The sequence below is a fragment of the Paraburkholderia sediminicola genome, from assembly GCF_046026675.1.
Classification (GTDB): Bacteria; Pseudomonadota; Gammaproteobacteria; order Burkholderiales; family Burkholderiaceae; genus Paraburkholderia; species Paraburkholderia sediminicola_F.
The window spans coordinates 2,229,354-2,253,574 of sequence record NZ_JAQQEY010000002.1; the positions used below are offsets into that span (position 1 = coordinate 2,229,354).

General features: G+C 61.9%; 21 protein-coding genes. 7 read left to right on the forward strand and 14 right to left on the reverse strand.

The genetic code is table 11. The features are described 5' to 3' along the window. Window positions 1–72: 72 nt before the first annotated feature. The 3 genes from fdhA to PQQ86_RS29715 form a co-directional block, all read right to left on the reverse strand. Window positions 73–1,272: a formaldehyde dehydrogenase, glutathione-independent gene (fdhA, locus tag PQQ86_RS29705; RefSeq protein WP_408275177.1), complete on the reverse strand. Its 1,200-nt coding sequence runs from the start codon at window positions 1,270–1,272 to the stop codon at window positions 73–75. Window positions 1,273–1,464: 192 nt separating this feature from the next. Further along, window positions 1,465–2,433: an oxidoreductase gene (locus tag PQQ86_RS29710; RefSeq protein WP_408275180.1), complete on the reverse strand. Its 969-nt coding sequence runs from the start codon at window positions 2,431–2,433 to the stop codon at window positions 1,465–1,467. Next, on the reverse strand, window positions 2,430–3,512 hold the full coding sequence (locus PQQ86_RS29715) for a zinc-binding dehydrogenase (RefSeq protein WP_408275183.1): 1,083 nt from the start codon (window positions 3,510–3,512) through the stop codon (window positions 2,430–2,432). The genes PQQ86_RS29710 and PQQ86_RS29715 overlap by 4 nt, the downstream gene beginning before the upstream one ends. Window positions 3,513–3,638: 126 nt before the next feature. On the opposite strand from PQQ86_RS29715, the gene PQQ86_RS29720 reads away from it, so the two are divergent. From PQQ86_RS29720 to PQQ86_RS29745, 6 genes are all read left to right on the forward strand, one after another. After that, window positions 3,639–4,574 (forward strand): AraC family transcriptional regulator, encoded by a 936-nt coding sequence (locus tag PQQ86_RS29720; protein ID WP_408275186.1) that lies wholly within the window; start codon window positions 3,639–3,641, stop codon window positions 4,572–4,574. Window positions 4,575–4,757: 183 nt separating this feature from the next. Next, complete coding sequence (betI, locus tag PQQ86_RS29725; protein ID WP_408275189.1) at window positions 4,758–5,345, forward strand: transcriptional regulator BetI; 588 nt, start codon at window positions 4,758–4,760, stop codon at window positions 5,343–5,345. 41 nt (window positions 5,346–5,386) lie between these two features. Beyond that, the gene (betB, locus tag PQQ86_RS29730; RefSeq protein ID WP_408275192.1) at window positions 5,387–6,856 is read left to right on the forward strand and encodes a betaine-aldehyde dehydrogenase; all 1,470 of its coding nucleotides are present in this window, start codon (window positions 5,387–5,389) and stop codon (window positions 6,854–6,856) included. 11 nt (window positions 6,857–6,867) lie between these two features. Then, window positions 6,868–8,595 (forward strand): choline dehydrogenase, encoded by a 1,728-nt coding sequence (gene betA, locus PQQ86_RS29735; RefSeq protein WP_408275194.1) that lies wholly within the window; start codon window positions 6,868–6,870, stop codon window positions 8,593–8,595. Between the two features lie 131 nt (window positions 8,596–8,726). Then, complete coding sequence (locus tag PQQ86_RS29740) at window positions 8,727–9,023, forward strand: type II toxin-antitoxin system RelE/ParE family toxin (protein ID WP_408275197.1); 297 nt, start codon at window positions 8,727–8,729, stop codon at window positions 9,021–9,023. 10 nt (window positions 9,024–9,033) lie between these two features. Continuing rightward, entirely contained in the window at window positions 9,034–9,324 is a 291-nt protein-coding gene (locus tag PQQ86_RS29745; protein WP_063499006.1) for a HigA family addiction module antitoxin, read from the forward strand. A gap of 119 nt (window positions 9,325–9,443) precedes the next feature. On the opposite strand, the gene PQQ86_RS29750 is transcribed toward PQQ86_RS29745, so the two are convergent. From PQQ86_RS29750 to PQQ86_RS29780, 7 genes are all read right to left on the reverse strand, one after another. Continuing rightward, window positions 9,444–10,862: an MFS transporter gene (locus tag PQQ86_RS29750; RefSeq protein ID WP_408275200.1), complete on the reverse strand. Its 1,419-nt coding sequence runs from the start codon at window positions 10,860–10,862 to the stop codon at window positions 9,444–9,446. Between the two features lie 122 nt (window positions 10,863–10,984). Next, window positions 10,985–11,248, reverse strand: a complete 264-nt coding sequence (locus PQQ86_RS29755; RefSeq protein WP_097396730.1) for a hypothetical protein — start codon at window positions 11,246–11,248, stop codon at window positions 10,985–10,987. Between the two features lie 60 nt (window positions 11,249–11,308). Further along, window positions 11,309–11,965: a sarcosine oxidase subunit gamma gene (locus PQQ86_RS29760; protein WP_408275202.1), complete on the reverse strand. Its 657-nt coding sequence runs from the start codon at window positions 11,963–11,965 to the stop codon at window positions 11,309–11,311. Then, entirely contained in the window at window positions 11,955–14,957 is a 3,003-nt protein-coding gene (locus tag PQQ86_RS29765; RefSeq protein WP_408275205.1) for a sarcosine oxidase subunit alpha family protein, read from the reverse strand. The genes PQQ86_RS29760 and PQQ86_RS29765 overlap by 11 nt, the downstream gene beginning before the upstream one ends. Continuing rightward, window positions 14,954–15,280: a sarcosine oxidase subunit delta gene (locus tag PQQ86_RS29770; protein ID WP_408275207.1), complete on the reverse strand. Its 327-nt coding sequence runs from the start codon at window positions 15,278–15,280 to the stop codon at window positions 14,954–14,956. Before PQQ86_RS29770 ends, PQQ86_RS29765 begins: the two co-directional genes overlap by 4 nt. A 16-nt stretch (window positions 15,281–15,296) precedes the next feature. Continuing rightward, window positions 15,297–16,541: a sarcosine oxidase subunit beta family protein gene (locus PQQ86_RS29775; protein WP_054038698.1), complete on the reverse strand. Its 1,245-nt coding sequence runs from the start codon at window positions 16,539–16,541 to the stop codon at window positions 15,297–15,299. A gap of 46 nt (window positions 16,542–16,587) precedes the next feature. Beyond that, complete coding sequence (locus PQQ86_RS29780) at window positions 16,588–17,982, reverse strand: L-serine ammonia-lyase (RefSeq protein WP_408275209.1); 1,395 nt, start codon at window positions 17,980–17,982, stop codon at window positions 16,588–16,590. 261 nt (window positions 17,983–18,243) lie between these two features. On the opposite strand from PQQ86_RS29780, the gene PQQ86_RS29785 reads away from it, so the two are divergent. Beyond that, window positions 18,244–19,326, forward strand: coding sequence for a GlxA family transcriptional regulator (locus PQQ86_RS29785; RefSeq protein WP_408200895.1), 1,083 nt, complete (start codon window positions 18,244–18,246; stop codon window positions 19,324–19,326). A 121-nt stretch (window positions 19,327–19,447) separates the two neighbouring features. Here the strand turns inward: PQQ86_RS29785 and PQQ86_RS29790 are convergent, their stop codons facing one another. The 4 genes from PQQ86_RS29790 to PQQ86_RS29805 all read right to left on the reverse strand — a co-directional run bounded on the left by PQQ86_RS29790 (window position 19,448) and on the right by PQQ86_RS29805 (window position 23,574). Beyond that, the gene (locus tag PQQ86_RS29790) at window positions 19,448–20,383 is read right to left on the reverse strand and encodes a choline ABC transporter substrate-binding protein (protein WP_097396736.1); all 936 of its coding nucleotides are present in this window, start codon (window positions 20,381–20,383) and stop codon (window positions 19,448–19,450) included. A 108-nt stretch (window positions 20,384–20,491) separates the two neighbouring features. Beyond that, a complete protein-coding gene (locus PQQ86_RS29795; RefSeq protein ID WP_408275214.1) occupies window positions 20,492–21,493 on the reverse strand; it encodes a GlxA family transcriptional regulator in 1,002 nt (333 codons plus the stop codon). Window positions 21,494–21,500: 7 nt separating this feature from the next. After that, window positions 21,501–22,403, reverse strand: coding sequence for a choline ABC transporter permease subunit (choW, locus tag PQQ86_RS29800; protein ID WP_093644471.1), 903 nt, complete (start codon window positions 22,401–22,403; stop codon window positions 21,501–21,503). Next, the gene (locus tag PQQ86_RS29805; RefSeq protein WP_093644473.1) at window positions 22,396–23,574 is read right to left on the reverse strand and encodes a quaternary amine ABC transporter ATP-binding protein; all 1,179 of its coding nucleotides are present in this window, start codon (window positions 23,572–23,574) and stop codon (window positions 22,396–22,398) included. The genes choW and PQQ86_RS29805 overlap by 8 nt, the downstream gene beginning before the upstream one ends. Window positions 23,575–24,221: the final 647 nt, after the last annotated feature.

Consider the following 24,221-nt stretch of genomic DNA (forward strand, 5'->3'; position numbering starts at 1 on the left):
GCGTTGTGATCACGCTGTTCAGCCTTGCGTGACAGCCTCAGACAGGACCGCGAACGCGGTCCCTTCGCGCCCTCAAGCTGCTTTCAACAGCCCGTGCGGGTCGATCACAAACTTCTTCGGCGCGCCGCCATCGAACTGCCGGTAACCGTCCGGAGCCTGGTCGAGCGAGACAACCGTCACGTTCACGATATCCGCAATCGGCAACCGGTCCCACAAGATCGCCTGCATCAGATTGTGGTTGTACTTCATCACCGGCGTCTGCCCCGTGTGGAACGAGTGCGACTTGGCCCAGCCGAGGCCGAAACGGATGCTCAGGCTGCCTTTGCGGGCGGCGGCATCGGTGGCGCCCGGATCGTCCGTCACATACAGGCCCGGAATGCCGATCGCGCCCGCGGCACGGGTGATTTCCATTAGCGAATTGAGTACCGTGGCTGGCGCTTCCTCATGCGAGCCGCTGCTGCCATGGCCGTGCGCCTCGAAACCGACGCAGTCCACCGCGCAATCCACTTCGGGCTTGCCAAGAATCTGTTCGATCTGCTCGCCAAGCGTCGCGTCCTTCGACAGGTCGATGGTCTGGAAACCCATCTTGCGCGCATGCGCGAGACGCGCCTCATTCATATCGCCGATGATCGTGCAGGCCGCGCCTAACAGGCGCGCGGATGCGGCCGCCGCCATCCCAACCGGCCCTGCGCCCGCAATGTAGACGGTAGCGCCCGGCTTCACGCCCGCCATCACCGCGCCGTGATAACCGGTCGGCAGAATGTCGGAGAGACACGTCAAGTCGCGGATTTTCGACATCGCCTGGGCGTAGTCGGGGAATTTCAGCAGATTGAAGTCGGCGTACGGCACCAGCACGTACTCGGCCTGACCGCCGATCCAGCCGCCCATGTCGACGTAGCCATAAGCGCCGCCCGCCCGCGACGGATTCACATTCAGGCACACGCCGGTGTGCTGCGCCTTGCAGGTTGGGCAGCGTCCGCAAGCCACGTTGAACGGCACCGACACCAGGTCGCCAACCTTCAACGTTTCAACGTCGCGGCCCACCTCGATCACTTCGCCGGTAATCTCGTGGCCGAGTACGAGGCCGACCTCGGCGGTCGTGCGGCCGCGCACCATGTGCTGATCGGAGCCGCAAATATTGGTGCTTACCACCTTCAGGATTACGCCGTGACCGATTGACCGGCCACGCGGATCGACCATCTTCGGAAAGTCGATCGACTGCACTTCCACCTTGCCCTGCCCTAGATACACGACGCCGCGATTGCTGCTCATTTGTCTGTCTCCATGTCTCGTGAGCGGCGCGTCTGACTCTACATGACGCGCCGTTCAACGAGCGTAGCGCCCGCTGAAACAAAGGACGTGTACCGAACACGACACTGTTTTGGCCGGAACCGACAAGCAAGGTGCAACTGTATGGACGGTGACCGGCATTCGTCAATTTCGCAGCCAAACCTGCTACCGCCCCTACAAACGCGCTCCGCACAGGTTCTCGCTCAAAATCCACAGACGTTCCGCAGCGTCCGCGTCGATTGCCCACGGCAACACGCCGTTCAATGCCTTGTGATCCGCCGGGACAGCCTGTGCGATATCGACATCCTCGCAATACACGCCGCCCGTGTTCTCGAGCGCTGGACTCGTGGCACACCATGCTGTCGTGGCCGCGCCCTGCCCAACGGTCTTGTAGAGCGACAGTTGATCCTCGGGAATCCGCCCCGCCGCGTCGCGAAAACCCTGCGTCTTAAGCTCTTCCATCGTGATGAATCGTTGCAGCGCCGTCTCGATCCGGCCGGGGTGCACAGCGAACGCGCGAATGCCGTGCGGTAAGCCCCGTTTATCGAGTGCTAGCGTGAACAACACGCCGGCGGTTTTGGACTGACCGTAGGCGATCCATTTGTCGTAGCTACGGCGCTCGAAGTGAGGATCGTCGAAATCGAAGGCGGCGCGCCGGTGCGCACCGGACGACAGCGTGACAACCCGCGCGGAGCCGGCACGCTTCAGTGCGGGCCAAAGCCGCACGACAAGCTGGAAATGACCCAGATGATTGGCGGAGAATTGCGCCTCGTATCCGCGGGCATCGCGTGTAAACGGCGTGGCCATGATGCCGGCGTTATTGATCAGTAGATGCAGCGGGCGTCCGCTCGACAGAAAGAATTCCGCAAACGTGTCGATCGAGACGGGATCAAGCAGATCCATTTCTGCCACTTCGGTGCGCGGAATGTCGCAAAGCGCGTCATGCGCCTTGTCCGGCGTTCTCGCGGGAACGATCACCGTAGCGCCTGCTTCTGCCAGCACGCGTGTCGTCTCGAGGCCGATACCGGAATATCCGCCGGTGACGATTGCCACCTTGCCACGCAGATCGATGTCGGCGATGACATCTGCAGCCGTGTTACGCGGACCGAATCCGGAATGAAGAGGAGTTTGTGGGGTTGTCATAGGTTCTCCTTGTGATCGATGACGACACATTCAACGTTGCTCGCAGCAGCCGCGGCGTCCATGGCTTCCGGCAGTGCAGCGAGCGGATAGACAAGCGCATGCAGCGCGGCGATGTCGAGCTGTCCACCGCGAACGAGATCGAGCAGACGCCGGTACGCGTCTCGTGGATACATGAACTGGCCAAGAATCTCCCAGCCGTTCAGCATGACTTCGGTATAGGGAAGCGGCAGCGGGACGGTCATGCTGCCCATCAGTACGAGCCTGCCGCCTTGAGCAAGGCCGCGCAGCGCGGCAAGCGTCAGGTTCGGGTCGCGGGCGTTGCCGACCATGTCAAACGCGATGTGCGCGCCACCGTCCGCCGCTGTGCGTATCGCCTGAGCATCGGCGGCTACGTTGCCGGTCGCCGTCATTGTGACCACACGCCCGCCGCCGAGCTTCGCGATTGACTCGAGCGCCTGTGCATTTCTGCCCACTGCGATGACACGGCTCGCCCCCATCGCCAGCGCGACGAGCACCGCGGCGCTGCCATACGCGCCCGTCGCACCCGACACGATCAAGGTCTCTCCCGCCGCGAGACGCCCGCGCAGCAAGCCGCCGAACGGCACGATGCAGCGCATCGTCAACGCGAGCTGTACGGCACTGAGTTGCGGCAGATCGTCGACCGGTGTCACCGCGCTCGCGGGAAATGAAGCAAATTCAGCGAGCGTGCCGTCCGGCCAGCCGGCCTGCACGCGATGGCCGACGGGTCCGTTTGCTGTCACGCCAATCAGGATCTGCGCGGGCTCCCGCACGTTTTCCTGCGCGACGAAATGCGACGACAGGACAACCCGTTGACCCGGCTGCAGATGCCACACGTCAGGGCCTACTGCATGCACGACACCCACACCGTTGCCTCCGGGAATGAACGGTTGCGGTGGCGCGTGATAGATCGGCAGCTTGCCGTCGACATACTCCTTCATGTATGACATCAACGACGACGCTTCGATGCGAACCACAACACCGCCGGCACGCGGTTCAGGAACAGGAAGATCGGTCAGGCTCAAGGTCCCGCCGAGCCGATCGAGTTGCCAGGCTCTCATGGATAGGTTCTCCGTCAGTTAAACGGTGTAGTCGGTGTATTCAATGCTGGATTGGCGCTATGATCCCGCTAACGAACAATCGTTTCTATAATTTAAACGCCTTAATTCCTATTAGATCGTACATTTATGGACGCACTTTCCGATGTGCTTTCCATGCTGCGGGTGAGCAGCGTGTTGTCGTCCCGCTTCGAAGGACACGGCGCGTGGGCCTTCCGGTTTCCCGCGTATGAGGGGATCAAGTTCGGCGGCGTGCTGTCGGGGCGGTTTCATCTGTGGATCGCCGGCAGCAAGACGCCGTTGACGCTCGAACAGGGCGATTTCTACATGCTCACGGACGGCCAGCCGTTCTGTTCGGCGAGCGACCCCGAGCGTGCGCCGCTCGATGGACCGGCGGTTTATCGCAGCATTCGCGGCGCGGACGGTGTGGTTCGCTACCAGGGCGACCCGGGCGACGGCGATCACGAACAGGTGAGTCTCGCGAGCGGCCGCTTCACGTTCGAGAACGACGTCACGGAGATTCTGCTCAGGCATCTGCCGCCGCTGATTCATCTTCGTGCGGCAGACCTGGGCTCGCACGCGCTTTCACGCGTCCTCGACCTGCTCGAATGGGAAACGAACGGTCAGCATGCCGGTGCGGAGGTCGCGAGCAGCAGTCTCGCCGCGTTGGTTCTCGTTCACGTGCTGCGCGCTTATCTGGCGTCAACGCCGCAACCCGACGGCTGGCTCGGCGCGTTGGCCGATCCGAAGATCGGTAGCGCCTTGTCCATGATGCATGCGCAACCCGGTGAACGCTGGACCGTCGAGAGCCTCGCGTCCGCAGTGGGCATGTCGCGCACCGCGTTTGCGACACGCTTTCGCCGCCAGGTGGGCAGCGCGCCGCTCGACTATCTCGTTCATTGGCGCATGACGATTGCCCGTTCCGCGCTCAAACACTCGGAGGAACCGTTGACGGAGATTGCGTCGCGAATCGGCTATCAGTCGGACACGGCATTCAGCATCGCCTTCAAGCGCTCGACCGGACAGAGTCCCGGCCGTTTCCGTACGCTCAGCCGCGAGGCCTGAGGCTAACGTCTGTCGTTCAACCGCGGTGTTATTCCTGTTGCGGTACGGCGGCCGCAATCGTACGGACCGCCCACGAGTTCACTGATGCACCCCGTTTTTATTGATTGACCGTTCAATATAAAAAAACTAACATTCCCCATCGAACACTTGGGCGGCCGGCCTGCGCCCGCCGCCTCCAGCACCATGCCCAAACTTGGAATGCGCGAAATCCGCCGCGCCCAGCTGATCGACGCAACCTTGCTGACCATCGACCAGACTGGTCTGGCCGGTGCGACGCTCGCCTCGGTCGCACAGCGCGCGAGCATTTCCACCGGCATCGTCAGCCACTATTTCGGCGACAAGGACGGTTTGCTCGAAGCCACCATGCGCCACGTGCTGCGCGATCTGTGGCAAGCCACGTCGAGACGGCGCCGTGCGGCGAAGGCGGATCCGCGCTCGAAACTGCGCGCGGTCGTCGCAGCGAATTTCGACATCGAGCAGACCAGCGGCCCGGTCATGAAAACGTGGCTCGCGTTCTGGTCCGAGAGCATGCACAAGCCGCAATTGCGGCGGCTTCAGTACGTGAACACGCGGCGCTTGAACTCGAACCTGTGCGCGGATTTTTCTAAAGCACTGCCGCGTCCGGCGGCGCGCCGTGCAGCAAGCGGCCTGGCGGCGTTGATCGACGGACTGTGGCTGCGCGGCGCTTTGTCCGGTGAGCCCTTCGATACCAAGGCTGCACTGCGTGTGGCAAACGACTACATCGATCTGCTTCTGGACGCACGCAACTAGCACGCGTCCAGAACGGCGACATCTTCAGAAAGGAGCAAGTCATGGCGGTATTCGCAACGCAACGTCTCTATATAGGCGGCACCTACGTCGACGCGACCAGTGGCGAGACTTTCGACACCCTCGACCCCGCCACCGGCGAAACGCTCGCGACCGTGCAACAGGCCTCGGCGGCCGACGTCGATCGCGCGGTGCAATCCGCACGTGACGGCCAACGCGAATGGGCCGCGCTCACGGCGATGCAGCGTTCGCGCATCCTGCGCCGTGCAGTCGAGATCCTGCGTGAGCGCAATGACGAACTCGCCGCACTCGAAACACGCGACACCGGCAAGGCGATTGCAGAAACCCGCGCTGTCGATATCGTCACTGGCGCGGACGTGATCGAGTACTACGCAGGTTTGGCTACCGCCATCGAAGGTCAGCAGATTCCGCTGCGGCCGTCGTCGTTTGTTTATACGCGGCGTGAACCACTGGGCGTGTGTGCAGGTATTGGCGCGTGGAACTACCCGATCCAGATCGCGTGCTGGAAATCGGCGCCCGCGTTGGCTGCCGGCAACGCGATGATCTTCAAGCCGAGCGAAATCACGCCACTGTCTGCGTTGAAACTCGCCGGGATTTATACCGAGGCCGGTGTACCAGCCGGCGTGTTCAACGTCGTACAAGGCGACGGACGCGTGGGTGCGATGCTCGCCGCGCATCCGGACATCGAGAAGATTTCGTTCACCGGCGGCGTCGAAACGGGAAAGAAGGTCATGTCGCTGGCGGGCGCCTCGTCGCTGAAAGAAGTGACGATGGAGCTAGGCGGAAAGTCCCCCCTGCTCGTCTTCGACGATGCCAACCTCGAACGCGCCGCTGACATCGCGATGAGCGCCAATTTCTTCAGTTCCGGTCAGGTCTGCACGAACGGCACACGTGTATTCGTGCAGCGTAGCGTGCTGGAACGGTTCGAAGCACTGGTGCTGGAACGTGTAAAGCGGATTCGCGTGGGCGCACCCACTGACGCCGACACCAACTTCGGCCCGCTGGTCAGCGCCGCACAATTGCAGAAAGTGCTCGGCCACATCGAAAGCGGCGTGCAGGACGGCGCGCGGCTCATTGCCGGCGGCAAGCGGCTGACGGAAGGCCACTTCGGCAACGGCCAGTACGTCGAGCCGACAGTTTTCACCGGTTGCAATGACGAGATGCGTATCGTGCGCGAAGAAATCTTCGGCCCCGTGATGAGCATCCTCGTTTTCGATGACGAAGACGAAGCGATCTCGCGGGCAAACAACACCGCGTACGGTTTGGCCGCCGGCGTTGTCACCGAGAACCTGGCGCGTGCGCATCGCGTGATTCACCGTCTCGAAGCGGGTATCTGCTGGATCAACACCTGGGGCGAGTCGCCTGCGGAAATGCCGGTGGGCGGCTACAAGCAATCGGGCGTCGGCCGTGAGAACGGCATCACCACGCTCGAACACTACACGCGCATCAAGTCCGTGCAGGTCGAACTCGGCCCGTATCAACCGGTGTTCTAGGAGGGATGGAGATGGCTTCGAACGAATACGACTACATCATCGTCGGCGCGGGTTCGGCAGGCAACGTGCTCGCCTCGCGCCTGACCGAAGACGCGGACGTGACCGTGCTGCTGCTCGAAGCAGGCGGCCCGGACTACCGTTTCGATTTCCGCACACAGATGCCTGCGGCCCTCGCCTATCCATTGCAGGGGCGACGCTATAACTGGGCATACGAAACCGACCCCGAGCCGCATATGAACAACCGCCGCATGGAGTGCGGGCGCGGCAAGGGGCTCGGCGGGTCGTCGCTGATCAACGGCATGTGCTACATCCGCGGCAATGCGCTCGATTACGACGGCTGGGCAACGCGTTCTGGACTGGAAAACTGGACCTATCTGGATTGTCTGCCGTACTTCCGCAAAGCGGAAACGCGTGATGTCGGCGCGAACGCGTACCACGGCGGCGACGGCCCGGTCCATGTGACGACGAGCAAGCCCGGCAACAATCCCCTGTTTGCGGCTATGGTCGAGGCCGGCGTGCAGGCGGGTTTTCCACGTACCGACGATCTGAACGGCTATCAGCAGGAAGGCTTCGGCCCGATGGATCGCACGGTCACGGCGAACGGCAGACGCGCCAGCACCGCACGCGGTTATCTGGATCGCGCGAAGACGCGTCCGAATCTGACGATCGTGACGCATGCCATGACCGATCGCGTGCTGTTCCTCGGCAAGCGTGCGATAGGCGTCACGTATCTGCATAACGGTAATGCCGAGACTGCGCATGCGCGCCGCGAAGTGCTGGTGTGCAGCGGCGCGATTGCCTCGCCGCAATTGTTGCAACGCTCGGGCGTGGGCCGCTCGACGTGGCTGCGTGAACTCGACGTGCCGCTCGTGCACGATCTGCCAGGCGTCGGCGAAAACCTACAGGACCATCTGGAGATGTACATCCAGTACGAATGCAAGGAGCCGGTTTCCCTGTATCCCGCGTTGCAATGGTGGAATCAGCCTGCCATCGGACTTGAGTGGATGTTTAACGGCACGGGTATTGGCGCGAGCAATCAGTTCGAAGCGGGCGGCTTCATCCGTACCCGTGATGAGGACCTGTGGCCGAACATCCAGTATCACTTCCTGCCTGTTGCGATCAACTACAACGGTTCCAACGCGATCAAGATGCACGGCTTCCAGGCGCATGTCGGCTCGATGCGTTCGCCAAGCCGTGGCCGTGTGAAGCTCACGTCACGCGATCCTGCCGCGCATCCGAGCATCCTGTTCAATTACATGGCCGATCCGCTCGACTGGCGGGAATTCCGTGACGGTATCCGTATTACGCGCGAGATCGTTCGGCAGCCGGCTTTGGATCGCTATCGCGGCCGGGAGTTGAATCCGGGCGCGGAGTTGACGACGGATGAACAGCTCGATGCGTTCGTGCGCATGCGGGCGGAGACGGCGTTTCATCCGTCGTGCTCGTGCAAGATGGGTTATGACGATATGGCCGTGGTGGATAGCGAGGGCCGCGTGCATGGGCTCGACGCGCTGCGCGTCGTCGATGCATCGATCATGCCGCAGATCACAACCGGCAATCTGAACGCGCCGACGATCATGCTCGCGGAAAAGATCGCCGATCGGATTCGCGGACGGGATGCGCTGGCGCGGGTGGAGACGCCGTACTTCGTGGCGAATGGAGCGGGCGCGACGCATTCGCGGTCAACGTCCAAAGGGCAAAAACAAGTTATCCCACAGGGGGCGTCCTCAGGGGCGTAAGGCTCGCACGCGCCTGAAGTTGAGTGGCAAAGGCAACGCGCAGCAACCCTGCGAACTAGGCGGCGACGGTTAGGACATGGCATCCCTTCAGGTCGCTTGCTTTTCGTATAGCGTTCATATACACTATACGAATGATCAAGACCTTCAGACACAAAGGGCTGGAGCAGTTCTTCCTGACGGGTTCCAAAAAAGGGATCACGGCCGCCCACGCGGAGAAACTTCGGGTTCGCCTGACAGCGCTCCATGCTGCGACAGGACCGGCGGATATGAACGCAGTGCCATGGCGGCTGCATCAGCTTTCCGGGAAGAACCCGAAGGGGCAGGATATCGAAGGCCATTGGTCTATCTGGGTAACCGGGAACTGGCGTCTCACGTTCTTCTTTGAGGGACCGGATGCTGTTCTTGTCGATTATCAGGACTATCACTAAGGATTCGACGATGACATCAATGCACAACCCGGCGCACCCTGGACTGGTGTTGCGCGAGTACCTTGGCGATCTCAGCGTCACGATTGTTGCTGAGAGGCTTGGCGTCACGCGAGCGGCGCTCTCAAGGATTCTCAACGGTCACGCCGGAATTTCGGCGGACATGGCCGTGCTGCTCGGCGCTGCGCTGGGCACCTCGGCGGAGATGTGGACCATCATGCAGGCGCGTTATGACCTATGGCAGGCGCAACAGAGGCCGCATCGCAAGATCCAGGCGTTCCCAGAACTGGCACACGCCGCATAGACGCCCGACAGCACCAACATGAAACCGCCTCCGGGCGGTTTTTTTACGTCCGCCCTGGTCGTATGTATCTGGCGTGCGCAAAAGCTCATTTCCAGCGAGATCCAACACCCCCTAAGCATTCATTCTCGCGCAGGACTCAACACCCCCTGCGCATCCGGCTCAACCGCTTCCGACACCAAAGTCTCCAGCGCCAGCCCACGCGTCTCGATGCCCATGATCCACACTGCGGCAGCAGCGATCACAAAACACATCGCGCCAAGCGAAAACACGCCGCCTTGCCCGAACATCGGCAGCACCACGCCGACCACATAAGGGCCGATCAAGGACCCCACACGACCGATCGCCGATGCAAACCCTGATCCTGTAGCCCGCGCTCCTGTGCCGTAAAGCTCAGGCGTATAGGTGTAAAGCACCGCCCACATCGCAAACATGAAAAACTGCATCGCGAGTCCGGCACAGATCAGCAGCGTCGGCGTTTGCGCGTGCAGCGCGGTTTGTCCGTAGACATAGGCCATCACCGCACTGCCGGCCAGCGACGCGATACAGGTCGGCTTACGTCCCCAGCGTTCGACCAGCCACGCTGCGCAGATAAAGCCCGGAATCCCGCCGAGCGAAATCAGCACCGTATACAGCACCGACTTCGTCACCGCAAAGCCCGCTTGTTGCATCAACGCGCCGAGCCACGACGTCAGCCCATAAAATCCAAGCAACGCGAAGAACCACAGCGTCCACACCATGATCGTGCGGCGACGGTAGGCTGTGCTCCATATCTCGCGAAACGCACTCGTACCCTTTGCGGCCGGCGGTTCCTGCAGCATCACCGGTGCGCGCAACTGGCTCAGTCCGGTCGCCTTCATCACCTTCACTTCAACCTCAGCAAGGATCTTGTCCGCTTCGGCCAGGCGTCCGCGATGTTCCAGCCAGCGCGGCGATTCCGGCACGACGCGGCGCACGATCAGCACGAACACAGCGGGAATGGCCAACAAAGCGAACTCCGTGCGCCACCCGAACGACGGCAGCACGAAATACGACACCACGCCCGCCGTGATAAACCCGAGCGGCCAGAAGCCGTCCATCAACGCGATCAGTCGTCCACGTGACTTGGCAGGCACGAATTCGGACAGGAGCGTCTGTGCAATGGGAAACTCCATACCCATGCCGAAACCGAGCAGCACTCGATAGAAAATCAGCGCCTCGACACTCTGCGCGGTCGAGCACAAATATGATGCGAGCCCCCACAGCACCATGCTCCATTGAAACACGGGGCGCCGTCCGAAGCGATCGGCCAATAATCCGGCGACGGCCGCGCCGATCACCATGCCGAAGAAGCTCGCGCTCGCAACCAGCCCCGTCGTCGCGCTCGACAAATGAAATTCGCTCTTGATCGAGCCGAGCACGAAAGTCATCGTGCCGAGATCGACCGAGTCAAAAAAGAATGCGATCGCGATGATGATGAAAATGGTCCGGTGATATCCGGAGAACGGCAGTCGCTCAAGTCTGGCGGCTGCGCTCGCGCGAGGCTGAAAAGCGGTAGACATGTCATGCCCTCGTTGATGCGGCGGCTGCCGCGTGGACGTTCCGATCAGTGCGTATTCAGTAGACGCCGACATAAATCGGCCACATAGAAGGAATACGTCATCGGGATGGAACGAGGGCGTCGTTAGGGTCGCAACCGCGCACGCGCGGCGCCGGCGATACGCGCGAGTGCATCCGCACTCAAGCGAGCGGCGATTTTCTCAACGTATTCGTGATGCCGCGGCTGCAGCGGTGCGCCCAACTGCTGCGCGAGGAGATAGCGGATTAATGCAATACGCCGGTGCCGCAGCACGATGCTCTGATCGAGCAGCGCGAGCGCAGCGTGGGCATCGCCCTGAAGGCATGCACGCTCGGTGAGACGCGCGGTGGCTAGACGTGTCGACGTCATGTCAGTCGGCGGCCGGGAAAGCCGCGAGCGGTGCCTCAGCAAGACACCGCCCGCCGCATTTCACGACATCAGCGGCTCGGCCGCGTCGAGCATCATCTTGACGAAGTAGTCCGCAAAACTGCGGCGCACGACGATATCGAAACTGTCCGCGCCGGTGGGCACCAGCGTCATCGACGCCTTGAAGTAGTGACTCTGCGCGCACTGCCCTTCGCCGAACAGTTTCGGATGCAGATCGAGCGGGCAACCGCGCGCCAGCACCTCACGCGTACGCGTGCCGCTGATTTCGAGCACCGTATAGCCGCTGCCGATATCCACCGCCGACGCGAACACGCCCACAAACGCCGTGCCGAGCTTCGCCTGCAACGGCGCGGTACGCGTCGCGTCGTGCGCCATAGCCGAGCGCACCAGCCACTCGTCGGGGCCGAGCCACAGCATGTCGTAGTCGTTGCCGCTTGCCATGGTGTTCGCCTTCTCGGGCGGCCGGCAGCCGATCACGCTTTCCACCGCGCTCACGAACGCCGCGTCACGCGTGTCGCCTCGCACGTTCACGAGTTCGAGAAACGGCCGCTCGCTCAACCTGAAAGCCGCCGACACCGTCGCCTGATGCTTTTTCAGCAGCGCATCCGTGCCCACCAGCGGCGACTCCTGCCACACGCCCGTTTGCTGGCCGACAGCGCGATCCACTGCCGACACCGTCCCTCTTGTTTCATTCCACATGTTGACGTGCTCCTTCGCTGTCGTAGAACACCGAGCTGGTGACCTTGGCCGCAATCTGCCTGCCGCTCGCGAGCGGAATCGTGACCGTTTCGCCGATCTTGTCGAGACCGCCCTTCACCACCGCCATTGCGATCGAACGCTTCAGGATCGGGCTGTAATAGCTCGACGTGACGTGGCCGAGCATCGGTGCGGTATCGCCCTGGAACGGACCGGCGACGATCTGCGAGCCTTCGGGAATCACGAACGATGGATCGTCCGCGAGCAGCCCGACCAGTTGCTTACGCCCGGCCTTCGCCGTGTCCGTCCGCGTCAATGAACGCTTGCCGAGAAAGTCTTTCGACTTAGCGACGAGACCGCCCATGCCGAGGTCGTACGGCGTCATCGAACCGTCCGTATCCTGACCGACGATGATGTAGCCCTTCTCTGCACGCAGCACGTGCATGGTTTCCGTGCCATACGGCGTGATGTCGAATTCCGCGCCCGCAGCCATCAGCGCTTCCCACACCGCGCGACCGACGTTCGCGGGGACGTTCACTTCATAAGCCAGTTCGCCCGAGAAGCTGATCCGCATCACGCGCGATGCTGCACCCGCCACGGTGCCTTCGCGATAGCTCATGAACGGGAACGCCGCGTTTGCAAAATCGATGTCGTGGCACACCTTCTGCAGGACCTTGCGGCTGTTCGGGCCGACCACGGCAAACGTCGCCCAATGATCCGTTACGGAGGCAAGCCGCACGCGCATGTCCGGCCACTCGGTTTGCAGCCAACGCTCGAGCCAGGTAAGCACGCGTGCCGCGCCGCCTGTGGTGGTCGTCATCATGTAGTGCTGATCGGCGAGACGCACGGTCACGCCGTCGTCGAAGATCATGCCGTTTTCGTCGAGCATAAGACCATAACGGCACTTTCCGATTTCCAGCTTGCTCCACGGATTCGTGTAGACCCAGTTCAGCAGCTTCGCCGCATCGGGGCCTTGAATGTCGATCTTGCCGAGCGTGGAAGCGTCGAGAATGCCGACGCTCGTGCGCACTGCGAGCGACTCACGCGCTACCGCGGCGTGCATGTCCTCGCCGGCCTTCGCGAAGTACCAGGGGCGCTTCCAGTTGCCGACGTCCTCGAACGCCGCACCGTTTTCCACGTGCCATTCGTGCACCGCGGTCTTGCGCACCGGATCGAGAAACTCACCCAGTTCGCGGCCCGCAAACGTGCCGAACGTAACCGGCGTGTAGTTCGGGCGGAACGTCGTCGTGCCGGTTTCGGGAATCGTCTTGCCCAGCGCCTGCGCGAGAATCGCCATGCCGTTGATGTTGCCGAGTTTGCCCTGATCGGTGCCGAATCCCATTGCCGTGTAACGCTTTACGTGTTCGACCGATTCGAAACCTTCGCGCGCCGCCAGAAAAATATCGGCTGCGGATACGTCGTTCTGGAAGTCGACGAATTGCTTCGGCCCGCGCGCCGCCAGTTCGCGGCCGCCGACGAGCCACAACGGTTGCATCTTCGTTTCGGTAACCTCGGCCACGTGCACCGGATTCGGCCGCGCAACGATGTGACCCGCCGCACGCGCCGCCTCGATACCGGCATCGACCGCGAAGCGAATCCCCTGTCCCAGCGTGAAATCGCCGGCACACGCGCCGATGCTCGTCTCCGCCTGCATCGCTTTGCCAGGCACGAAGCAGGCCTTGTCGTCATGCCAGTGCGCCTTGCCGCCCGATTGGGCGAACAGGTGCAGCACCGGACTCCAGCCGCCGGACATCGCGAGCAGATCGCAGGGCAGCGCGCTCTGCTTCGCACCGACCTGTCCGTTCAAATACGACGCCACATCGACCGAGGCAACCCGCAGCTTGCCGTGCGCCGCTGTCACAGCCACACCGTTCATCACCCTGACGCCATAGCGCCGTGCGAGCGCGGGCAGCGTGCCCTTCGATTCGCCCACGCGCGGATCGACGACCGTCACCTGGGCACCGGCCGCTTTCAGATCGAGCGCGCATTGATAGCCGTCGTCGTTGTTCGTGAACACGACAGCATTGCGACCCGGCAGCACCGCATAGCGATGCAGATAGGTCGACACAGCCGAGGCCATCATCACGCCGGGCAGATCGTTGTTGCCGAACACGATCGGCCGCTCGTGCGCGCCCGTTGCAAGAATCACGCGTTTCGCACGAATCTTCCACATCAGTTCGCGCGTACCCTTTCTCTGCGACACCGGCAGATGCTCGGTGAGCCGCTGCGTAACGGTGATGAGGTTATGGTCCTGGTAGCCGAATGCGGTGCTGCGGCACAGGATCTTCACATCAGGCATCTGCCGCAACTCGTCCTCGATCTTGTGGACCCATTGCAGCGCCGGTTTGCCGTCGATCTCCGCGCGGCACGACAGCAGCGAGCCGCCGAGTTCCGGCTGATCGTCGATCAGCGTCACGCGCGCGCCGGACAATGCCGCCGCATGCGCGGCCGCCAGCCCCGTCGGGCCACCGCCGACCACCAGCACGTCGCAGTGCGCAAAGCACTTGTCGTAGCGGTCCGCATCGGTTTGCTCGGGCGCCTTGCCGAGACCGGCCGCATCGCGAATCACTTCCTCATATTTCGGCCAGAATTTGCGCGGCCACATGAAGGTCTTGTAGTAGAAGCCCGCCGGAATGAAGCGTGCGAACTTCTGATTGATCGCCATGCGGTCTTTTTCGATGCTCGGCTGCGCGTTCACGCTGGTCGCGACAAGTCCCTGATACAACTCCACTTCAGTCGCACGCGCGTTCGGCACCGTGTATGCGCCGGTTTCGAGCTGCACGACCGCATTCGGCTCTTCCACGCCTGCCGTCACGATGCCGCGTGGCCGGTGGTACTTCCAGCTGCGCGCCACGAAGTGTTCGCCGTTCGCGAGCAGCGCGGACGCGAGCGTATCGCCCTGATAGCCCTGATACTTGCGTCCGTTGAACGTGAAGTTCAGTACAATCGCGCGGTTGATGCGCCCGCCACTGGGGAGTCGGTCTTTCTGGCTCATGATGCCTTGCCCTCGTGTGCCTTGTCTTGTGCGTTAGCCTCGTTGCTGTCCATTGCGAGCAGCGGACGTTCGAACGTCTCGTAGCCCTGAATCTCGTAGCTCACGGTGTCGCGCTGGGCCTTGAACCAGCGGCGGCATCCTTGCGCGTGCATCCATTGCTCACGATGCACGCCGCGCGAATTCTTGCGCATGAACAGGTAGTCGCCCCATTCCTTGTCTGTGAGCTTGTCGGTGTCGAGCGGACGTGCAATGTCCGCTTCGCCGCCGCAGGAAAATTCGGTTTCGGCGCGTGGCCCGCACCAAGGACATTCGATCAGCAGCATTTTGTTTTCCTCAGCGTTAGTGGGCAACAGCGGCAGCGCCGTGTTCGTCGATCAGATGGCCGGTGTAGAAACGATCCAGCGAGAACGGCGCGTTCAGCGGATGCGGCTCGTCCTTCGCGATCGTGTGTGCATAGGCCCATCCCGAACCAGGCGTCGCCTTGAAGCCACCGGTACCCCAGCCGCAATTGAAATAAAGCCCCTTCACGTCGGTCTTGCTGATAATCGGGCACGCATCCGGCGACACGTCCACGATGCCGCCCCACTGGCGGTTCATCCGCACGCGCGAAAACACCGGGAACATTTCGACGATCGCTTCGAGCGTGCCTTCGATGATCTGGAAGCTACCGCGCTGACCGAAGCCCGTGTACTGATCGACGCCCGCACCGATCACCAGATCGCCCTTGTCGGACTGGCTGATGTACGCGTGCACCGCGTTCGACATCACCACCGTATTGACGACCGGCTTGATCGGCTCCGAGACCAAAGCCTGCAAAGGATGGCTCTCCAGAGGCAAGCGGATACCCGCCATATCGGCGAGCGACGACGTATTACCCGCCGCAACCACCGCAACCTTCTTCGCCTTGATGAAACCCTTGGTGGTATCCACGCCAACCACCTGACTGCCGTCGCGGCGAATCCCCGTGACCTGACAGTTCTGCACGATATCGACACCGTGTTGATCCGCCCCGCGTGCGAAGCCCCACGCCACCGCATCGTGGCGCGCCACACCGCCACGGCGTTGAATCGACGCTCCGAGCACCGGATAGCGGCTGTTCAGATTGATGGTCGGCTCGATTTCCTTGATCTGCTCCGGCGTGAGGAACTCGGCATCCACGCCGTTCAGCCGGTTTGCATTCACGCGGCGCTCGGTGTCACGCACGTCCTGCAACGTGTGCGCGAGGTTCATCACGCCACGCTGGCTGAACATCACGTTGTAGTTGAGGTCTTGCGACAGACCTTCCCACAGCTTCATCGCCTTTTCGTAAAGCGCGGCCGATTCGTCCCACAGATAATTCGAGCGCACGATGGTCGTATTGCGCGCGGTATTGCCGCCGCCGATCCAGCCTTTCTCCAGCACGGCGATATTGCGCACGCCGTGCTCCTTCGCGAGGTAATAGGCAGTGGCGAGGCCATGCCCGCCGCCGCCGACGATCACGACGTCGTATTCACGCTTTGGCTCCGGGCTCTTCCACTGACGCTCCCAGTTCTCGTGATACGACATCCCGTTGCGCAACAGGCTGAATATCGAATAGCGGCTCATTGTTGGTCCTTTGGGTCCTGTTGTTACTCTTTGATTCTTAACTTGTTCAACACTCGATGACGTTCACGGCGAGTCCACCGCGCGACGTCTCCTTGTATTTGGTCTTCATGTCCGCGCCGGTTTCGCGCATCGTCTTGATCACGTTGTCGAGCGACACGTAGTGCTGGCCGTCGCCTTTCATCGCCATGCGCGCCGCGTTGAGCGCCTTGATCGCGCCCATCGCGTTACGTTCGATGCAGGGAATCTGCACGAGGCCGCCGACCGGGTCGCAGGTCATGCCGAGGTTGTGTTCCATACCGATCTCGGCGGCGTTTTCGACTTGCGTCGGCGTGCCGCCCATCACGGCGGCGAGCGCCGCTGCGGCCATCGAGCACGCGACGCCGACCTCGCCCTGGCAGCCCACTTCGGCGCCTGAGATCGAAGCGGTTTCCTTGTAGATGATGCCGATCGCCGCGGCCGTCAGCAGGAAGGTGACGATGCCCTCGTCGTTCGACGCATGCATGAACTTCACGTAGTAATGCAGCACTGCGGGAATCACGCCGGCCGCGCCGTTGGTCGGTGCCGTGACGACGCGCCCACCCGCTGCGTTTTCTTCATTCACGGCCATGGCGTAGAGGTTGACCCAGTCGAGCATCGACAGCGGATCGCGCAACGACTCTTCAGAGCGCGAGCGCAATTGCGCGCACAGGTCGGCGGCGCGGCGCTTCACGTGCATCGGGCCGGGCAATTCGCCATGCACCTTGCAGCCACGCTCGACGCAGGCGGACATGACACGCCAGATCGCCAGCAGCCCTTCTCGCACATCCTGTTCGGGACGCGACGCGCATTCGTTGCGCAGCGTCACCTGCGCGATCGACAATCCGGTTTCACGGCACACACGCATCAGATCGTCGCCAGTGCGAAACGGGAACGGCACTTCCGCGCCGGCGCGCAGGCCATTGACGCGATCGCCTTCGCTATTGATCACAAAGCCGCCGCCGATCGAGTAATACTCCTTCTCCACCAGCAACTGGCCGTTTTCGTCGAAGGCCTGAAAACGCATGCCGTTCGGATGCACGATGCTCGAGCCCGGTGCGCCCGGCATCAGCTTGCGGAAAAAGCCAAGTTGTTCGCGCTCGTCGAATTTGACCGGATGCTTGCCAAGCAGCACCAGTTGCTTCGTTTCGCGAATTGCTTGCAGGCGCGGTTCGATCACGTCCGGGTCGATCAGATCGGGCAGATTACCTTCGAGGCCGAGCAGCACCGCCTTGTCCGTGCCATGCCCTTTCCCGGTCGCGCCGAGCGAGCCGAACAGCTCGACCTTGACGCGCCGCACGAAGCCCAGCAGATTGGCGTCTTCGATATGCGAGGCGAAGCGGCACGCAGCGATCATCGGCCCGACGGTGTGCGAGCTGGAGGGACCGATGCCGATCTTGAACAGATCGAAGACGCTGACGTTCATGGCGTGCCTTATACGTTGCGAGACCAGAATTAGCTGGGGTGCCGGGTTTGGCTTGAAGTAGCCCCTATTGCACCGCACGTCAAATTGGACCGATAGAATAAAAACGGCATGACAGTGGGATAGTGGCGTCAAGCGGACCGCCGGCCAAGCACTGCGGCGGATTTGCGATGACTTCTGACGCATTTGCGACAGGGCGTCTCAAGCGGTCCCTGTCCCCGGTGCTATGCTTGTTTCAACCCTTTTCCCTTGCTGGCTGCGTGCATGAATTCCGCTGAACCGCTTCCCCTTCAATCGATCGACGGCGCCTCGAAGCAGCGCATCCGCTTCGGCATCATCCTGCTGCCGAACTTCACGCTGACGGCGTTCTCGGGTTTCGTCGACCTGCTGCGCCTGTCCGCGGACGAAGGCGACTTCAGCAAGCCCGTGCGCTGTTCGTGGAGCGTGATAGGGGAAACCCTCGCTCCGGTGCGCGCGAGTTGCGGGATCCAGATCACGCCGTGGGAGACGTTCGACAAGGCCGAACCGTTCGATTACGTCGTCGTGGTGGGGGGGCTGCTGCATTCGGGGCCGGCCGCGAACGATGCGACGCTGGCCTTCATCCGCCGCGCCGCCGCTACCGATGCGACGCTCGTCGGCATGTGCACCGGCGTGTTCTCGCTGATGCGCGCGGGCGTGCTGGAAGGCCACCGTATCTGCGTGAGCTGGTTTCACTACTGGGATTTCATCGAGCGCTTTCCGGCGGTCAACGAGGAGGCATTGGTGGCGGATCGGCTGTTCGTGATCGACCGTCGGCGCATTACATGTTCCGGTGGGCGGGCGTCGATCGACGTGGCGGCCGCGATTCTGCTGCGCCACTTCGAAACGGCCACGGTGCAGAAGGCGTTGCGGATTCTGCTGGTGGACGATATGCAGAAGGGCAACGCGCCGCAGCCGCATCCGCCGGGGTTGGCGCCTGCTGCGCATCCCAAGGTGAAGCGCGCGATTCTGCTGATGGAGCAGCATGTGGGGCGATCGTTATCGCTCGATGAACTGGCGCGCAAACTCGATCTGTCGCCGCGTCAGCTCGAAAGGCTCTTCAAGGCGCAGACCGGTAAGGCGCCGCAGGCCTATGCGAAGCAGGTGCGTTTGCGCACCGCCGCCTGGCTGCTGACGAGTTCGGATAAAACGGTGGCGGATATCGCGTCGAGCTGCGGCTTTTCCGATGCCTCGCATCTGGGCCGCGAATTCCGCAAGCAGTTCGGCCTGCCGCCGATGATGTACCGCGAGCAACGCGGTACGGCGGCTGAAGTCGATGACGGCTCAGGCTATGACGAAACCTTTCCGGGGCGGGCTCGGGCGATCTGAGCGCGCCGTTTGTTGTCCGGGTTTGGCAGCCCTGGTTTGCCGGCTGAAGTGATGGGTCTGCTTTTGCAGTCCCGCTTTCGCGCCGCCGGAGCGGCGCGAAAGCTAAACCCAAATTCAAGCCTCACTTCCCTGCAACATAAGCCTTCACTGCCGGCAACCCATCCTTCCCATCAAAGGTCTTCACGCCAGCAAGCCACTTGTCGAGCACAGCCGGATTCGCCTTCAGCCAGTCCTTCGCCGCTTTGTTCGGATCCGTCTTGTTCATGATCGGCAGCATCACGTGGTTCTCGATATCCGTCGTGAAGTGCAGGTTCGACACGAGTTTCGCGACGTTCGGGCAACGCGTCGAGTAATCGTTCGGGACGACCGTCAGCACTCTGGCTTCGCCGTAATTCGGGCCGAACACGTCGTCACCGCCGGACAGGTAATCAATCTTCATCTGCACGTTCATCGGATGCGGTTCCCAACCGAGGAACACGATTGGCTTTTTATCGCGAACCGCGCGATTCACTTCGACCAGCATGCCCGCCTCGCTCGACTCCACCAGCTTGAACTTGCCAAGACCATACTGGTTGCTGTCGATCATCTTCTTGATCAGCGCATTGCCGTCGTTGCCCGGTTCGATGCCATAAATCTTGCCGTCGAGCTTGTCGTAGTTCTTCGCGATGTCGGCGAAGGTTTTGATGCCAGCCTGATACGCGTAGTCCGGCACAGCCAGCGTGTATTTCGCTCCGGTCAGATTCGGCGTAGGCAGCACAGTGAGCTGGCCGGCCTTTTTGAACGGATCGATCATCGGGTCCATGGTCGGCGACCAGTAGCCAAGGAACACATCGATCTGCTTGCTCTTCACACCCGCAAAAGTGATCGGCACCGAAGCGATGGTTTTGGTCGGCTTGTAGCCGAGCCCCTCAAGCACCGTCGAAGCGAGACCGGTCGTCGCCGCGATATCGGTCCAGCCGACGTCGGCGAACCGGACGTCCCGGCAGGTGGCAGGTTCTGCTGCGAGGACAGACGACACCGACAGCGCGCACAACGACGCAGCCCACAAACGTTTCATGGCGTTCCCTTTGGGTGATTGATGCTTCACTGGTTTTAATAATCGGATTTTCAAAGTGCGGCTTCTTGCGTCGACTTCATTGACGTCAACTCACTCATACGGACTCATCTACGCAGACAACCGTCGCTCTACACTCGGCGCGTGACCGAACTGCGCGCGATAGGCCTTACTGAAATGACACGGCGAATGAAAGCCGCATACAGCCGTTACCCGCGCGATCGACGCATCCGTATTGCGCAGCAGTTCACGCGCACGACGCAAACGCAACGTCAGGTAGTAGTGCGTCGGCGACACGCTCAGAAACATCTTGAACATGCGCTGCAAATGACGTTGCGACAGATGCACCAGCCGCGCGAGCTCATCGAGCGATAACGGCTCTTCGATATTGGCTTCCATCAAGCGCACGACTTCGATCAATTCGGCTCGCGAGAAGCCGACCCGCGCGTCGACGGGAATATGCTGATAATCCGTGGAACCACGAATCCGCTCGACGATGAACTGTTCGGACACTTGCGCCGCGACTGCATGGCCGAGGCGCATACCGACCAGGTTCAGCATCAGATCGAGCGGCGCGGTGCCGCCGGTGCAGGTCATCCGGTCACGGTCGATCACGAACAGTTCATCGGCAAAACGCACGTGCGGGTAACTCTTGTGCAACGGCGACATGTCTTCCCAATGCACGGTGCAGCGATAACCGTCGAGCAGATTCGCAGCCAGCAGCGCGTACGGTCCCGTGCAAATGCCGCCAAGCGGAATGCCCTTCGACGCAACGTCTTGTAGCAATGCGATGATCGTATCGTCCACGTAGTCGCGCACATGCCAGCCGGCGCAGACAATCAGCACATCCGGCATACCCGCTTCGGCCAGCGTCGTGGTCGGCTTCACGGTGATGCCGTTACTCGCTCGCGCCGGCTCGCCGTCCGGTGTAATCACCGACCATGTGTAGTGCTGCGCGCGGCCCACGTAGTTGGCCATGCGCAGCACCTCGACCGCGCTCGTGAACGCGATCATCGAAAAATTCGGCAGCGTCAGAAAGCCGAAGTGCGCGAGTCCGGACAGCGGCGAATCGGATGGAGCCTCAACAACAGGAGAGATCGCGTCGCGCTTCATAGGCGGCTCAGCCGTGCTGTGCCGCCGGCGCCCTGCGCACCTTCATGACGCTGCGCAAGCCCGACAACAGAGGCGCCCGCGCCGTGCCCGGCGAGCGGCCGAAGCTTTCCGTGATGCGATCGAGAATGATCGCAAGCATCACCACAGAGAGGCCGCTTTCAAAACCAAGGCCGATATCGAGCCGTTGAATACTCGCCAGCACGTCGTTACCGAGGCCGCCCGCGCCGACCATCGAGGCGATGATCACCATCGAGAGCGCCATCATGATGGTCTGGTTCACGCCGGTCATGATCGACGGCAACGCGTTCGGAAACTGCACCTTGTAGAGCAACTGCAAGGGCGTGCAGCCAAATGCCTGCCCTGCTTCGACGATTTCGCGATTCACATGCTTGATGCCGAGCGACGTGAGACGCACAGCGGGCGGCATCGCGAAGATCACCGTGGAGAGAATCCCCGGCACGCGGCCGAGACCGAACAGCATCGCCGCCGGAATCAGGTAGACGAACGCGGGCATGGTCTGCATCAGATCGAGCACGGGGCGCACCATCATTTCGACAGTGCGGCTCTTCGCGGTCCAGATGCCGAGCGGCACGCCGAGCAGCAGGCTGATCAACGTCGACGAGAGCGTGAGACCGAGCGTGATCACCATCTGATCCCAGAAGCCGGTGCCGTAGATCAGCAGCATCGCCAGCAACGTGAACAGCGCGAAACGCCAGCCCACCCGCCACAAACCGACACCGACGAAAAACGCCATCAGCGCCCACATCGGCACCGCTTGCAGGCCGTGCTCGATCAGCGCGGCAAAACTCTCGATGACCTTGCCGATTGAGTCGAAGGTTTTTGCGTCGTGGTCGAGCAGATAGTGAACGCCGTGATCGACCCAGGCGCCAAGTGGAATGACTTCAGACATGGGAACCTCGATGGCGCGTGAGAACGTTCAGCACGTTCGTCTTGTTGACCGAACCGCAGTAGGAGCCGTCCGCTTCGACGACCGGCAGCGGCGCACGGCTCGCCACCACGCGCTCGACGACGTCGTCCAACGGCGTAGTGCGGCGGATGCATTCGATGTGATTGAGCTGCGGCGACGCGCTGCCCATCGCATCGCGACATACGAAACCGCGGAACTTGCGCTCGCTGTCGAGTACGAACGCGTATTCGGCGCTGCCGTTGAGCGTCGCGGCCACGCTCGAGGCGTCGATCTGGGGAGAATGCTGCATGAGCGGCACGGCGTCTGTCTGCATCAGGTCGCCGGCCGTCAGATAGCGGCTGGTGTCGATGCCTTCGAAGAACGCGCGCACGTAGTCGTCGGCGGGATTGGTGATGATTTGCTGGGGCGTGCCGACCTGTACGACCTTGCCGCCTTCCATGATCGCGATCCGGGTACCGATGCGCATCGCCTCTTCCAGATCGTGCGAGACGAACAGGATGGTGCGCTGCTGCTCGCGTTGCAGGTCGAGCAGCACGTTCTGCATTTCCTTGCGTTTGAGCGGATCAAGCGCGGAGAACGCCTCGTCCATGATCATCAGCGACGGGTTGACGGCCAGCGCCCGCGCCAGACCCACGCGTTGCTGCATGCCGCCAGACAGCTGGGCCGGCAGCTTTTGTGCGAAGGGCGCGAGGCCAACTTGCTCGAGCACGGTCATGGCGCGCTTCTCGCGCTCCTTCTTGCCGATGCCCGCCACTTCCAGCCCGAACGCCGCGTTGGACAGCACCGTGCGTTGCGGCATCAGCGCGAAGGACTGGAACACCATGCTCATGTCCTTGCGGCGCAGCGCCGTCAATTCCGCGCGCGGCACGCTGGCCACGTCGCGGCCGTCGATCAGCACTTTGCCGGCCGTCGGCTCGACGAGACGGTTGATCAGGCGAATCAGCGTCGACTTGCCGGAGCCCGAGAGGCCCATCAGCACGAAGATTTCGCCTTCCTTGACTTCGAATGACACGTTATGGACGCCGACTATCTGACCGGTGCGCGCAAAGACCTCTTCTTTGGTTGCGCCGCCTGCCAGCATGCCGATCGCCTGTTTCGGGTTGGTGCCGAACACCTTGCACAGCCCTTCGACCACGACCTTTGGGGAATTCATTGAATGCTCTCCTCTGTCGACCGGAGCTAGCGCTTTAGCGGCCGGCCAGAGTTAGCGCTTCAGCGCTTACTCTGGTCCCATGCAAAGCATTTACTCCGGTCCCATGCAAGATGGTTGCTGCAGTGGCGGACGTCCGTCCGCGCTGTGCATACATAGTTGCCAGAAAAAAGTACGCCTAGCCGACTATTTGCGACAACCACATGTGGAAATGCGACACCGCCAGTGCGCGGGCGCCGGCTGGCGGCGGGCGAAGCCCTTCTGGTAAAGGGTTTGCGGGGTGTTGGAGCGGTTGGCCGGCCGTGTCGCACCAGAGCAAGTCAGGGTGGCCTGGCGGAAAAAAAGCTGTGCGGACGACGTGGCAGGCGCATTTTGCCGCAACGCAGCAAGCCCACCGTTGCTCAATAGGCGTCGTTGCACGTCCGCGAGGTTGGCGCCATGATCAAGGATCGAGCCTCAATGACGGGCGCGAACCACCTGCAGCAGACGGTCCGCCCGCGAAAAATACCAGATCGCAAGGCCGCCCAGCACGGGGTACATGCAACACAGGCGCACTAGCGCCCAAACCTCAGCAGAAAAGCCCATTACGATCCCCCGCCCATCGTGGATGCCATTCGGCAAAAATTGAAACGGCGCGACCTGGCTATCGA